The following is a 13,900-nucleotide window of genomic DNA, read 5'->3' on the forward strand; positions in this document are numbered from 1 at the left end:
ACATTAATCTGCGAAAATCATAAAGATTTGCTCGATTATCGAGCAAATCTTTTAGCAGTATCTTATATTCTATGTATTATACTTTATTTATTGTAAAGAAATTCCGCTTTCTGCTTGGGTTTTGTTTTGTTGCACTTCTTTTCGTGTACGCACTTTCCCGCCAAAATTATAAGTAAATCCTACGTAGAAGGTCTGAGATTCCCACTGGAATTGTCCTGTTCCCACGTAAGGTGATGTCATATCAAATTGTGCTTTCATGGTATCTAAAACATCATTCATTCTTGCACTAAGACTTGCTCGACCGTCGATAAAGCTATATCGTACTCCTAAATCCATTCGCCACATTTCGTGCATTTTTCCCTGGAAATTTTCGAAAGGTCCTTGATAAAAAGCAAAATGCTGTATACTAAAGTTTTTGGACAAAGTGAACGTATTGCTCATACGTGCAGTGAAACGGTTGGTGCGCATGTCTTCTAATTCTCCTTTCAAATTGGTATTGAAAAAGTTCATCGATGTCCAATCTCCGGCTACAAAAGTAGAAAACCATTTAGCCAAACGATAATTGAAACTAGCCTCGAAACCATATTCATTCGTCTTACTATAATTTTCTGCGGTCTGAATTACTTGACCTTCTTTGTCTGGATTATTCTTCATACTAAACATGATATTGTCTTTGGTATGACGATAAAATGCATTGGCAGAAACTGATCCTTTTTTCAGTTGTTGTAATAATCCCAACTCGAAAGCATCGGTATATTCTGGTTTCAGTTCTGGATTTCCTTGATGCGTCATCAAAGGTGAAGACCAGCGTCTAACTGGCGTTAGTTGATAGATTCCGGGACGCGTAATTCTACGGCTATAGTTTGCAGTCAATTGCCCACGATCGGTAATATCATACGTTAAGAAAGCTGATGGAAACAGATCGAAATAGTCTTTTTTGTAATTGCCTTCTACATCGGGATTCACACTATACGCAGCATCGTCTTCGGTTTGCTCACCTCGTAGCCCTACTTGCATACCAAATTTTCCGAATTTTTGTTTGTAATTTAAATACACTGAATAAAAATTACGTGTAAAGTCGAACATTGCACCTTCATTTACCGCATTTCCTTGAGAGTCGAAAATAGGGTTGTGATTGATGTCAATCATTTGTTTACTCGACGAAAAGGTATTGTCTTTTTTTTCTTGACGGAACTGAATTCCTGCTTCTATTTTTCCTCCATCAATGATTTGATTTTCGTAATCTAAATTGATACGTAGATTCGAATTGTCATCTTTTCTTGCCTCATGATAAGATAATGGACGTTCGTATTGGTCGGTCATTAGACGGTTGTCTGGAGTTTTCGAGTTTGAGTAAAAAGCATCCAAAACAATGTTGTGATTTTCTTTATCGAAATCATGCTTCAAATTCAGACTATAATCACCTGCTGTAAACTTCGACTTGATATCCGAAACATTTAGATATTTTTGTCCTCCACTCAAAATATAGCTGTCAAAGTTTCCGTCCCATTTATTATCGTATTGATTGGTATAAATAGTTAGGGCTGTTTTATCACTGATAAACCAATCGAACCCAAGTTTATAATTAATGTTTTTTGCTCGGTTGTAGATATAAAAATCTTGGATTTCGTTAACGGTTTGGTTGGTTATACTACCTTCGTTCCATGAAGGACTGTGGTTGTAATTAAAATTCCCAAAAAAATTGAAGCTACCAACGTTCAGGTTTGCATTCACCGCAGACGTATGGCGTGTTTTTTCGCCGTGTTCTACACCCAAATTCAGGCCTATATTGTAGCCTTTATTCTTTTGTTTAATAGTAATGATATTGATAATTCCAGACTTTCCATCTGCCTCATATTTTGCCGAAGGATTGGTAATGATTTCTACTCTCTGGATCTGATTAGAGGGTAATTGTTTCAATAATTCAGCCGCCGAAAGAGAAGAAGGTTTCCCGTCGAGATAAACATTTACATTTTCGTTACCGCGTAGAGAAATATTCCCCGTTTGTTGATCTACATTCACCGAAGGAATATTATTGAGTACTGCAACAGCTGTTGCTCCGCCACTTACCAAATCGTTCCCTACTTCAACCACGCGCTTATCAATCTCATTACGGTACTGCGAAACTTGTGCACGCACAAAAGCTCCTTTCAGCTCTATGGTAGAGCCGACTTGCTGTATCAAAGTTATTTGCCCCATTGCAAACTGCCCGTCTTTTACCTCTACCGTACGTTCGATTGGTTGATAACCAAACTCTATTATTTTCACTTTGTACTTCCCATCTGCTATCTCTTCGATCGTGAAAGTTCCGTTTTCATCAGAATCAGCTTCTGTAATAAACTCACCCGTTATTGGGTCGAATACACTCACATTAACCAATGGTAAATTTTCTGTTTTTTCATTCTGGATTTGACCTGTAATCTTCCCTTCACCCTGTTGTGCGTATCCATAAAAAGACAACATTGTAAATGCAAATACCAGCGATAGTTTCCTTAGTTTCATGTAATTAAAAAATTGTTTTGTTTATTAACCTCTCAATACCCTAACAAATCGTAATTGTGATTTGTTTTCATCGTATTAGACGCTGCTAAGAGATAAATGTTACAATGACTTAAAAAAACAAAAAAAAATTCACTCTTTTTATCAAACAAGTTTGTTATTTTTGTTAACAAAAGCATAAGATATTGAAATCAATAGTTATTTTGGGAGCAGGCAATGTTGCTTTCCATCTTACCCGAGCCTTGATAGAAAACACTTTCAATGTTCGACAAATATTCAACCGAACCCTAGAAAATGCCCGAGAAATTGGTGAAGCGCATCGTATACCTTACACCGATAAAATCTCTGAATTAGAAAAAGCAGAGCTTTATATCATTGCATGTGCCGATTCTGGTATAGAAGAATTTTCACATTACATACCGTTCGACGATACATTGGTAGTACACACCTCTGGTTCATCGCCGGTTAATGTACTGAAAGGTGATTACCGAAAGGGCGTGATTTATCCGTTGCAAACTTTCTCAAAAGATAGAAAACTTCGGTACGATGAAATTCCGTTTTTTGTAGAAGCAGACGACAAAGCAGACGAAGAAGCATTGTACAAGTTGTGTTCTAAAATTTCGAACGAAGTTCATGTTCTTCCACACGCAAAGAGAATGCAAGTTCAAATGTGTGGTGTTTGGGCAAATAATTTTGTGAATCATCTTTTTTATATTGCCAATGAAATTTGCAAAGAAAACGACTTACCGTTTGATGTTCTTCGACCTTTGATCAAAGAGACTGCCTCTAAAATAGAAACTCTTGCACCGTATGATGCACAAACAGGACCTGCAAAAAGAGGAGACGATGTCATTATCAATCGTCATTTAGATTTATTACAAAACGACTCTCGTTTATTAGAAATCTATCAAGTGCTCACCAAATCAATCAAAAGAACTTATGACAGAGATTAGCTACAAAGAAAAGTTAAACCATATCAAGACCATTATCCTCGATGTAGATGGTGTACTAACAGACGGCTCACTGATTCTTTTACCTACAGGAGAAATGGTAAGAACCATGAATACACGCGACGGCTACGCTATAAAACTGGCTATAGAAAAAGGCATAAAAATAGCGGTTATTTCTGGCGGACATGACCTGGCAGTTGTTCAACGTCTAAAATATCTAGGACTAACGGATATTTATACCAAAGCGATTGACAAAACAGAAGCATTCAATGATTTACTTTTTAGTTATGGTCTACAAAAAAATGAAATCGCCTATATGGGCGATGATTATCCGGATATCGAAGTGATGAAATTGGTAGGATTATCCAGTTGCCCCAATGATGCTTGCATGGATGTACGCCGTGTTGCCGAATATATATCACCCGAAAATGGTGGAAAAGGTTGCGTTCGCGACTTAATCGAACAGATTCTAAAAGCTCAAAATCTTTGGTACGAAAACGATTCTCATGTCACATCCGATTGATACAAAAAGTTTCAACCTAATCTTAGGTTCTCAATCACCAAGAAGAAAAGCCCTTTTGCAGGAAATGGGTTTTTCTTTTTCGTGCATTAGTCTTGATATCGATGAACAATTCGATCGAGAAAAATACAAAGCTGCAGAAATTACCGATCATCTTGCCAGAAAAAAAGCAAACGCTTATCCCGATTTACAAGCAAGAGATATTTTGATAACATCAGACACCACGGTTTGGGTAAATAATCAGTCATTGGAAAAAGCATCATCAGAAAAAGAAGCCATCGAAATGATACGCTCATTGTCCAACCAAAAACATTCAGTCTATACTTCTGTATGTATTAAAAGTATACATCAAGAAAAAACTTTTTCTGATGAAACGAAAGTTTATTTTCGGACCATAACAGACGAAGAAATTACGTATTATGTACAGAACTATCGACCGTACGACAAGGCAGGTGCTTATGGCATACAAGAATGGATAGGATTGATTGGAATAGAAAAAATAGAAGGTAATTATTTTACTGTTATGGGTTTACCAACCACCCTACTCTACTATGAACTGAAACAATTTGTAGAGCAGGAAAGTCTTTATTATAACACTTAATACAAAGCCCGCAACATGGAAGAAAATGTACTTTTTGCATTGGCACTTACCCTGATTGCTGGCTTATGTACAGGTATCGGAAGCTTATTGAGTATTGTATACCAACGTTTCAACCCAAAATTTCTTTGTCTAGCCCTCGCCTTTTCTGCCGGTGTAATGATCTATGTCTCTTTTGTAGAAATCCTAGGAAAAGCCCGAAGCTCTCTCATGTCTCTCTATGATGTGAAAACAGCAAGCATCTACACCACCCTTGGTTTCTTTGCCGGGATAGCTTTTATTGCTGTCCTTGATCGGTTTTTACCAGAAAATCGACTTCCCAAAAATAATGGTAAAGAAAACGAAAACGATAAACTTATGCGTATGGGACTTTTTGCAGCCTTGGCCTTGGGCTTGCACAATTTCCCCGAAGGTTTGGCAACTTTTATGGGTGCAATAGCCGACCCTGCATATGGAGTCGGGATTACCGTAGCAATCGCAATTCATAATATCCCCGAAGGTATTGCCGTAGCAGTGCCAATTTTTTATGCCACAAAAAGTAGAAAAAAAGCTTTCACTTACTCATTTCTTTCTGGTTTGGCAGAACCAGCTGGCGCCTTGGTAGGTTATTTTATTTTGAAGAATTTAATGGATGACTATTTTTTTGGCTTGATCTTTTCGAGTGTTGCCGGAATCATGGTTTATATCTCACTTAGCGAACTAATCCCTACAGCAAACGAATACGGAAATCAACGATTGACGCTTTGGGGAATAATTGGCGGGATGCTCCTTATGGCTTCAAGTCTTATTTTACTAATGTAAAAATACAAACGTAAAAAAAGCAGCTCAGTGATACTGAGCTGCTTTTGTACTCCCTAGGGGAATCGAACCCCTCTTTTCAGAATGAAAATCTGATGTCCTAACCGATAGACGAAGGGAGCATCCTTGTTGTAATTCGATTGCAAAAATAACAACTTTTTTCTAATTACCAAACATTTTTATGTTTTTTTTTATTTTTCCTTTAAACCAATGTTGTTTAAAAATCGAATTTGCCCGAACTCCACTATCCTATAGACATCAGAACAAAATAAATTTCATACGATAATCAATTACTATTTCTTAAAATGTTTAAAAACCTATTTTTTTAGAAGTTTAAGAAGATAAATCAAATAATTTTACCCGATGATGAGTTAGATTTGTCTGTATTAGGATCTGGAAAATCACTTCTAATCAACTACCCTCTTACGAATCTGGTGTTGGATTTTTTTTAGTTCGGACACCCCTTAGAAATTTTTGGGTTAGTTCTGATAGCGGAGGCTATATAATGGGTATAGAATATAAAAGCTTCCCAAAAATTGCATTCATTTTTTTAGGGAAATCTCCATCTTTTGATGGAAGTTTGTATTGATTTTTTTATTCCTCGTGTAATTTCTTCCAAAGAAGGTCTTTCAGTTCGGTTAAACCAAGATGTGCCACTGCCGAAATAAAAACAGTTTCTATATCAATCGGGAGTTGTTTTTTGATTTGAGCTTTCAACTCATCATCCAACATATCACTTTTAGAAATAGCCAATACACGTGATTTATCCAACAATTCGGGATTGTATTTTTTCAGTTCATTAACAAGAATATCATACTCTTTTTGATAGTCATCGGCATCGGCCGGAATCAAAAACAACAAAGTAGAATTTCGTTCGATATGTCTCAAGAAACGATGTCCAAGTCCTTTTCCTTCGGCCGCACCTTCTATAATTCCAGGAATATCGGCCATGATAAATGATTGATGATCACGGTAATTTACAATCCCTAAATTCGGTGTCAAGGTCGTAAAAGCATAGTCGCCAATTTTAGGCTTAGCTGCGGTAATTACCGATAACAAAGTAGATTTTCCAGCATTCGGAAAACCAACTAAACCAACATCGGCCAAAACCTTCAGTTCTAAAGTAATCCATCCTTCTTGCCCTTCTAGGCCTGGTTGTGCATAACGCGGAGTTTGTCTTGTTGCTGAACGAAAATGCCAGTTTCCCAAACCTCCTTTCCCACCTCGCATCAGGATTATTTGTTGCTGATCTTCTGTAATTTCACCAATCACATTTCCCTGTTCGTCTTTGGCAATTGTCCCAATGGGCACTTCGAGGTAAATATCTTTCCCATCTTTTCCGGTAGAACGCGATGCCCCTCCATTTCCGCCTCGCTCGGCACGAAAATGTTTTTGGAATTTATACTCTAACAAGGTCCATAGATTTCGGTTTCCTTGTAGGATGATATGACCACCACGGCCACCATCGCCACCATCTGGACCACCTTTATCGATGTATTTTTCTCGATGCAAATGTGCTGATCCGGCTCCTCCGTGTCCACTTGTACAATGTATTTTTACATAATCAACAAAATTCGTCTGCATAGTTTTTCCTTGTATAGCTAATTTGCAAAGATACAAGAACTCTATTGGATTATAAAACGAAAAATTTGCTAAATATCCGCCTTTGATTGATTATTTTTGTAGCTATGTACGATATTATCAAATCTTTTCTATTTAGAAAAGAACCCGAAGCGGCTCATTATTTTGTGATGAATAATCTGAAACGATGGAAAAACTTTCCTTTGGTTCAGACACTACTTCAATCAACTCTACAAACTTCATCCAACCAAAAGCCAATTCATGTGATGGGTTTAGATTTTATAAATCCTGTTGGCATTGCAGCTGGCTTTGATAAGAATGCAGAGTATATTGAAGAGCTGGCTCTTTTAGGGTTTGGGTATGTTGAAATAGGGACGGTAACGCCTTTGCCACAACCCGGAAATCCTGCGCCACGATTGATGCGTTTACGTAAAGATAAAGCACTGATTAACCGAATGGGCTTCAACAACAATGGAGTAGATTATGCGGTAGAACAACTAAAGAAAACCAAACGAAATCGGTTGATTGTTGGTGGCAATATCGGCAAAAATAAAATTACCCCGAACGATAAAGCGGTAGAGGATTATCTTATCTGTTTCAGGAAATTATTTGATTATGTTGATTACTTTGTAGTGAATGTGAGTTCGCCCAATACGCCTGGTTTGCGAGAATTACAAGAAAAAGAACCCTTACTGTATATATTGCAAACCCTACAAAAAGAAAACGAACAAAAGAATAAACCAAAGCCTATTCTCCTAAAAATTGCTCCTGATTTATCTACCGATCAGTTGGATGATATTATCGAAATCGTAGAACAAGCCAATATTGCAGGTATTGTAGCTACCAATACGACACTTTCTCGTGATGGCCTTGTATCAGAGCAAGAATTGACCCAAGAAATTGGCGGTTTGAGTGGTAGACCTCTGATGGAAAAATCGACTGAAGTACTTCAATATCTTCATACCAAAATACAAAAAGACAAAGTATTGATTGGTGTTGGAGGAATCCATACTGCGAAAGATGCAATCTGCAAACAAGAAGCTGGAGCATCTTTGGTACAATTATACACGGGTTTTATTTATGAAGGACCACAATTGATACAATCTATAAAAAAAGCCTGGATTTCTACCCAAAAATAAGAAAGAAAAGAGCAAGTCTATAAGCCGGATTCTGTACTTTGCTTGGTATGATAACCAAGCAAAGCCTTTGTCATTTATCTACTATTTTGGTTACCCAAAACATGAAGCTGCCTACCCCCCAACAACGCACGAGCAGCACTTAACTGTTGGTATACATGGCATTTCACCGCATAGAGTTTACCTGTTTTCACTACAGCCGAACTGTACTTGCTTTCTGTTGCACTTGTCCTCGCCTTTCGACGGACGGATGTTATCCGCTATGCTTGCCCTTTGGTGTCCGGACTTTCCTCTCCGATTTTCATCGCAGCGACAAAGCGACTTGCTCGGTACAAAGGTAGATAGTTTTTTAATTATAATTTTGATTATACAAAAGATATCTTCCCTAAAAAATTCTGTTTATAAATAATAATTGATCGGTTACAATATGTAAGCTTCCCCTTTTTAGTACAGGTTATAATTATACAATATAATACATAGTTTATCATAGTTAAAGAACTAAGTGATGCGAAGGCGTAGCCACAGCGGAACGAAGTCCTTCAACTGTTTTTTCTTTCTTTATTTTATAGTTCACCGGGCTAACTCCTCCTAAGGCATCGTGGCTTTAGCAGAATTTCAAAAAACGATAAAAAGTCAAACGAGTAGATTTGATAAATTTATTGATGGAAACTACACAGCTCTTACCGATGAAGAAATCTACGGTATGCATATTTTCAGAACGAAAGCTCGTTGTATGAATTACCACTTCGGAAAGAATTTAACAGACGAATCTTTTCATAACATTGGACTTACCTATTACAAAAGAGAATACGAAGATTTAGGCTTGTACGCAATCACTAAAAATCCTGACGATACTGGAAAATTCAAAACTCCATCTTTACGAGATTTGATGATTACAAGACCTTGGATGCACAACGGATTGTTTGATACTTTAGAAGGAATTGTAAATATTTACAACAGCGGAATGCAAATGAATAGTCCCACACCAGAACAAAAAATTGCAGACCCAATGCATTCTGTAACAGATTCTTTATTGAAACCTCTGAATTTATCAAAAGTAGAAAAAAAGCTTTGGTATCCTTCTTAGAATCCATGACCGGTACCAAATACAAAATGAGAAGACCAGAATTTCCTACAAAATAAAAAAAACTCGAACCATTATTACTTTAAGGTTTTTTTCTTCTGAGGTATCATCATCTTTCTTTAAGTGATAATGAATCTTTATTGGATTTTCTTGCATTTCTTCATATTCTCGTCTCAGCTCCTCTTGTTCCAAATAAGCTTGCCAAAGCGCTTCTGCCTTAGGATCGTACACGTTTTCATCTTCCCAATAATAGGTTTGTTTCTGCGGGCCTAATTTTCTGAAATAAAGCGCTAAAACTAATCCCACCAAAAAACCAGACAAATGCCCTTCCCAGGAAATAGGATTTTTATTGGCATTCATTTTTAGGGTTGGCAATATATTTTCGGGTAGAATTCCCCAAATAAAACTTCCGTACAAGAAAATCACAATCAATGATACAGCCATAGTACTACGATCTTTACGGATAAGACCACTAAAAAACAAAAAAGAAGCCAACACATACACCACACTACTTGCACCGATATGGCAACCAACGGTTTCGTCGAACCAAGGAAGATCACCTATAAACCAAAGTAAAATTCCAGAAAAAATCCAGCCAAAAAAAACGACCAAATAGGTTATCCTATCATATAATAAAATACTGAGCAACGAAAGAAAAAACAAGGGGAAAGTATTGCTCAAGATATGCTCCCAGCTCGAGTGAAAAAGCGGAGACAAAAGAACCCCTTTCAGTCCTGCTAAATGTCTAGGAAAAACACCATAACATTCACCATCTAAAAAACCGTTGAGGTTGAGAAGGAAGACAGCCCAAATGGGAAGCAAGAGCAAAATAGGGAAACGAATTGCTTTTTTTGGTAAAGATGTCGCCATAATTATTTGGGTGATTTTGGATTTCGAGAAGATAGAACAGAAATCAAACCAAAAAAAATTTAACGACAAAAAGGCTTGATTTTATGCCTGCAACAGAACTTTTGCCAAAGGTTGCCAAGCCAAATAGGCAAAACCACGTTGTTTATTTTGTTGAGCAATCTGAAATTGAATTTCGAGTAATTCGGCTGCAATTGCCCAGGCTCGAAAAACAGAATATTTCGGGTCGTATAACTGTGTTGCCTCTGAGTTTGCTGCATTGAGCTCGAGAATAATAAAGTTGCCTTGTTGCAAATCTTCTATCGATTGTGTTTTGACATCTAATCGACCATAAAAAAAATCGGGAAGTGTTTGAATGATTTCATCTACTTTTTGACTCAGTTTTTCGGTAATCAAATAAGACGCATCCAAAAAAGTTGTTCCCTTATAATGATTTCCTATTTTACTAAGTTGCAGTACTTCTCCGACCTCTAAAACCTCGTCCAAATGGTTAGAAAATCTTTCATACAACACTTTTTCTTGACCATATGTTCTAGGGTTTTCAGCAATCAAACGATGTAGATCTTTTTTTCCATCACCTTTCACAGCCAGAAATTCTTTACCAGTTACCGACCAAATAAAACCTTTTTCTTGATTAGGATAGCGTATATAAAACAAACCAAACTCTAAAGGAAAATCGACTAATTCTTGCACAATCAAATCTTCATTGCATATTTTTTTATATTTTTCCCAATCGGTAGGATGGTACAAGATTGCAACATTCCTCCCTCTTTCTCCTTTATTAGGCTTTGCAACTACCGGGTAATAAGAAGGTTGGAAAGAATCTATATTTTTTCGAGCAATAAAAAATGTTTCGGGAATATGTTTTTTTGGCAATTGCCGAATCAAATCGTATTTTGGATAATCGTAAAAACCACCAAAGCGTAGAGATGGATTAACATTGCAAAAATACATCAACGATCTTGCACGAATGGCATACAATAAATACAGAGGAGTAAGTGCGCCATAGAAAACCCAAAAAGGCCAAAACTCGTATTGACATATTCGTTGCCAAAATTTTTTCCAGATCATACCGCAAAATAAAGGATAATCTAACACTCTTCAAAACTGACAATTTGTCACAAAATAGAATAAACAGGGTGAATTTTAATATTTTATTACAATTTTAACAGACAGATTAACCTCCCGTATTGCTTTATTGCTTAATATTATTGCACGGCATAATTTATGCAACACACCAATAAATAATTTATATTAAACTGAGTAAGAGAACTGAACAATGAACGATAATTTTTCTCAACAAGTAAAAGACGTAATTGCTTATAGCAAAGAAGAAGCATTGCGCTTAGGTCACGAACAAATCGGCACCGAACATCTTCTTTTAGGTATACTACGAGATGGTGAAGGGAAAGTGATTTCTGTTCTCGAGGCACTAAACGTTGATTTAAAAGAAGTAAAGGCTAAAATCGAAACTTTGGCTCCCCCCAAAGAGGTAGATTCCCTATATACTTCTAGAAATCTAACTTTAACCAAACAAGCAGAACGCGCACTAAAAACAACCTTTCTGGAAGCAAAGTTGTTTCGTAGTCCGACTGTAAATACTATCCATTTATTACTATGTATACTACGCAATGAAAACGATCCGATAACCAAATTGATGAAAAAAATGGATATCGATTACGATAGCGTGAAAGAAGAGTTTAAGTTTCTACACCAAGATGAAACCTCTACGGAAACACCCCGTGCAGAATCTTCATCGTACGATGAGGACGAAACTTCTGGACGCACAGAATTTGATCGTCCTTCTTCTAAATCGACAACCAAAAGTAAAACTCCTGTTTTGGATAATTTCGGTCGCGATTTAACCGCTATTGCACAAGAAGGAAAGCTAGACCCGGTGGTTGGTCGAGAAAAGGAAATCGAACGTGTATCGCAAATTTTATCTCGCCGCAAAAAAAACAATCCATTGCTAATCGGTGAACCAGGAGTCGGAAAATCTGCAATCGCAGAAGGTTTGGCACTCCGTATTATTCAGCGAAAAGTTTCGCGTGTTTTATATAATAAACGTGTAGTTACTTTAGATCTAGCAAGCTTAGTGGCAGGCACCAAATACCGTGGACAATTCGAAGAGAGAATGAAAGCCATCATGAATGAATTAGAGAAAAATGATGATATTATTCTTTTTATCGATGAGCTACACACTATTGTAGGTGCTGGAGGAGCTACAGGATCTTTGGACGCATCAAACATGTTCAAACCTGCTTTGGCAAGAGGAGAACTACAATGTATCGGAGCAACAACACTGGACGAATACAGACAATACATCGAGAAAGATGGGGCTTTGGTACGACGTTTCCAGAACGTAATGGTTGAACCCACTTCGCCCGAAGAAACTCTTCAGATATTGCATCAAATCAAAGATAAATACGAGGCTCATCATAATGTAAATTATACCGAAGAAGCCTTAGAAGCCTGTGTAAATCTGACGACTCGTTACATTACCGATCGTTTTTTGCCCGACAAAGCTATCGATGCGATGGACGAAGCTGGCTCTCGTGTACACATCAAAAACATCAAAGTGCCTCAAGAAATTTTAGACCTTGAGAAAAAACTAGAAGAAATACGCGAAGAGAAAGTGAAAGTTGTTACATCACAGAAATACGAAGAAGCAGCAAGATTACGAGACACAGAAAAGCAAATAGAAGCAGACCTAAAAAGGGTGCAAGCAAATTGGCTAAAAGAATCGAAAGACCATCGTGAAACCGTAACAGAAGACAACGTTGCCGAAGTAGTCTCTATGATGAGTGGCGTACCCGTACAACGTGTTGCTGCCGGAGAAATGAAAAAACTTGCCAAGATGAACGACCAAGTAAAAGGAAAAATAATTGGGCAAGATGCAGCGGTAGAGAAGGTAGTAAAAGCCATACAACGCAATCGCGCCGGACTGAAAGATCCCAATAAACCAATAGGCTCTTTTATATTCTTGGGTACAACAGGTGTTGGTAAAACACAGTTGGCCAAAATATTAGCCAAAGAATTATTCGACTCGGATGATGCTTTGATCAGAATAGACATGAGTGAATACATGGAAAAATTCGCCGTATCTCGTTTGGTAGGGGCACCTCCTGGTTATGTTGGTTATGAAGAAGGCGGACAATTAACCGAAGCCGTGCGCCGTAAACCGTATGCTGTAATCCTTCTAGATGAGATAGAAAAAGCACATCCAGATGTTTTTAATATTTTGCTACAAATCTTAGATGACGGCCATGTTACGGATAGTTTAGGTAGAAAAGTAGATTTTAGAAATACAATCATAATCCTTACTTCGAACATCGGAACAAGACAATTGAAAGAGTTCGGAGATGGAGTCGGATTTGGAACTTCTGCCAAAAAAGATTCAGCAGACGAAAGAGCAAAGTCGACGATAGAGAGCGCCCTTAAACGTGCTTTTGCACCAGAGTTTCTAAACAGAATAGACGATATTATTATATTCAATTCTTTATCGAAAGAAAATATTATGGAAATTATCGACATCGAGCTCGATCAACTTTTCCATCGTCTTTCGGCTTTAGACTATCATTTGGAATTAACCACGGAAGCAAAAGATTTTATTGCAGAAAAGGGATTCGATAAAGATTTTGGCGCTCGCCCACTAAAACGGGCTATCCAAAAATACATAGAAGATCCATTGGCAGAGGAAATCATCAATGCAAATGTAACAGAGGGCGACCATGTTATACTAGAGTTAAACGATGCAAAAGATGGAGTAAAAATACAAGTAAAAGGTAAGGCAGAAGAAAAAAACTCTTAATGCTTTACGGTAATAGCACATAACAACAAAACCCACTTCGGTATGAAGTGGGTTTT

General features: G+C 37.3%; 10 protein-coding genes, 1 tRNA gene, 1 other RNA gene and 1 pseudogene. 7 read left to right on the plus strand and 6 right to left on the minus strand.

Annotation, left to right across the window (positions count from 1 at the left end; all coding sequences use genetic code 11):
* Positions 1–87: 87 nt before the first annotated feature.
* Positions 88–2,502: a TonB-dependent receptor gene (locus WEEVI_RS03235; RefSeq protein ID WP_013597753.1), complete on the minus strand. Its 2,415-nt coding sequence runs from the start codon at positions 2,500–2,502 to the stop codon at positions 88–90.
* 182 nt (positions 2,503–2,684) lie between these two features.
* Here WEEVI_RS03235 and WEEVI_RS03240 point away from each other — a divergent pair, with 182 nt between their 5' ends.
* From WEEVI_RS03240 to zupT, 4 genes are read left to right on the plus strand one after another with little or no spacing between them, the layout of a single operon-like run.
* Positions 2,685–3,452 carry a Rossmann-like and DUF2520 domain-containing protein gene (locus tag WEEVI_RS03240; RefSeq protein ID WP_013597754.1) on the plus strand — a complete coding sequence of 256 codons (768 nt, stop codon included), beginning with the start codon at positions 2,685–2,687 and terminating at the stop codon, positions 3,450–3,452.
* Positions 3,439–3,972 carry a KdsC family phosphatase gene (locus WEEVI_RS03245; protein ID WP_013597755.1) on the plus strand — a complete coding sequence of 178 codons (534 nt, stop codon included), beginning with the start codon at positions 3,439–3,441 and terminating at the stop codon, positions 3,970–3,972. The genes WEEVI_RS03240 and WEEVI_RS03245 overlap by 14 nt, the downstream gene beginning before the upstream one ends.
* Complete coding sequence (locus tag WEEVI_RS03250; RefSeq protein ID WP_013597756.1) at positions 3,956–4,570, plus strand: Maf family nucleotide pyrophosphatase; 615 nt, start codon at positions 3,956–3,958, stop codon at positions 4,568–4,570. Before WEEVI_RS03245 ends, WEEVI_RS03250 begins: the two co-directional genes overlap by 17 nt.
* A 15-nt stretch (positions 4,571–4,585) precedes the next feature.
* Positions 4,586–5,368 carry a zinc transporter ZupT gene (gene zupT / locus WEEVI_RS03255; protein ID WP_013597757.1) on the plus strand — a complete coding sequence of 261 codons (783 nt, stop codon included), beginning with the start codon at positions 4,586–4,588 and terminating at the stop codon, positions 5,366–5,368.
* Between the two features lie 47 nt (positions 5,369–5,415).
* Here the strand turns inward: zupT and WEEVI_RS03260 are convergent.
* Both WEEVI_RS03260 and obgE read right to left on the minus strand, forming a co-directional pair.
* A tRNA-Glu gene (locus tag WEEVI_RS03260) sits at positions 5,416–5,487 on the minus strand.
* Between the two features lie 472 nt (positions 5,488–5,959).
* On the minus strand, positions 5,960–6,949 hold the full coding sequence (gene obgE / locus WEEVI_RS03265) for a GTPase ObgE (RefSeq protein ID WP_013597758.1): 990 nt from the start codon (positions 6,947–6,949) through the stop codon (positions 5,960–5,962).
* A 104-nt stretch (positions 6,950–7,053) separates the two neighbouring features.
* Between obgE and WEEVI_RS03270 the strand changes: the two genes are divergently transcribed.
* On the plus strand, positions 7,054–8,085 hold the full coding sequence (locus tag WEEVI_RS03270; protein WP_013597759.1) for a quinone-dependent dihydroorotate dehydrogenase: 1,032 nt from the start codon (positions 7,054–7,056) through the stop codon (positions 8,083–8,085).
* A 4-nt stretch (positions 8,086–8,089) separates the two neighbouring features.
* Here WEEVI_RS03270 and rnpB read toward each other — a convergent pair.
* Positions 8,090–8,411: RNase P RNA component class A (gene rnpB / locus WEEVI_RS11055), an RNA gene on the minus strand.
* Between the two features lie 272 nt (positions 8,412–8,683).
* Between rnpB and WEEVI_RS03275 the strand changes: the two are divergent.
* A pseudogene (locus WEEVI_RS03275) lies at positions 8,684–9,225 on the plus strand (cytochrome-c peroxidase); the annotation flags it as partial.
* Here the strand turns inward: WEEVI_RS03275 and WEEVI_RS03280 are convergent.
* Positions 9,215–10,036, minus strand: coding sequence for a rhomboid family intramembrane serine protease (locus WEEVI_RS03280; RefSeq protein ID WP_013597760.1), 822 nt, complete (start codon positions 10,034–10,036; stop codon positions 9,215–9,217). The pseudogene WEEVI_RS03275 and the gene WEEVI_RS03280 sit on opposite strands and share 11 nt — an antisense overlap.
* Positions 10,037–10,117: 81 nt before the next feature.
* Positions 10,118–11,104 carry an ATP-grasp domain-containing protein gene (locus WEEVI_RS03285; protein WP_013597761.1) on the minus strand — a complete coding sequence of 329 codons (987 nt, stop codon included), beginning with the start codon at positions 11,102–11,104 and terminating at the stop codon, positions 10,118–10,120.
* A gap of 208 nt (positions 11,105–11,312) precedes the next feature.
* On the opposite strand from WEEVI_RS03285, the gene WEEVI_RS03290 reads away from it, so the two are divergent.
* Positions 11,313–13,844 carry an ATP-dependent Clp protease ATP-binding subunit gene (locus WEEVI_RS03290; RefSeq protein WP_013597762.1) on the plus strand — a complete coding sequence of 844 codons (2,532 nt, stop codon included), beginning with the start codon at positions 11,313–11,315 and terminating at the stop codon, positions 13,842–13,844.
* Positions 13,845–13,900: the final 56 nt, after the last annotated feature.

The organism is Weeksella virosa DSM 16922 (assembly GCF_000189415.1).
Taxonomy (GTDB): domain Bacteria; phylum Bacteroidota; class Bacteroidia; order Flavobacteriales; family Weeksellaceae; genus Weeksella; species Weeksella virosa.

Coding starts and splice junctions, on each gene's coding strand:
- WEEVI_RS03235 (WP_013597753.1), bottom strand. CDS start 2,502: ATGAAACTAAGGAAACTATCGCTGGTATTTGCATTTACAATGTTGTCT.
- WEEVI_RS03245 (WP_013597755.1), top strand. CDS start 3,439: ATGACAGAGATTAGCTACAAAGAAAAGTTAAACCATATCAAGACCATT.
- WEEVI_RS03250 (WP_013597756.1), top strand. CDS start 3,956: ATGTCACATCCGATTGATACAAAAAGTTTCAACCTAATCTTAGGTTCT.
- zupT (WP_013597757.1), top strand. CDS start 4,586: ATGGAAGAAAATGTACTTTTTGCATTGGCACTTACCCTGATTGCTGGC.
- obgE (WP_013597758.1), bottom strand. CDS start 6,949: ATGCAGACGAATTTTGTTGATTATGTAAAAATACATTGTACAAGTGGA.
- WEEVI_RS03270 (WP_013597759.1), top strand. CDS start 7,054: ATGTACGATATTATCAAATCTTTTCTATTTAGAAAAGAACCCGAAGCG.
- WEEVI_RS03280 (WP_013597760.1), bottom strand. CDS start 10,036: ATGGCGACATCTTTACCAAAAAAAGCAATTCGTTTCCCTATTTTGCTC.
- WEEVI_RS03285 (WP_013597761.1), bottom strand. CDS start 11,104: ATGATCTGGAAAAAATTTTGGCAACGAATATGTCAATACGAGTTTTGG.
- WEEVI_RS03290 (WP_013597762.1), top strand. CDS start 11,313: ATGAACGATAATTTTTCTCAACAAGTAAAAGACGTAATTGCTTATAGC.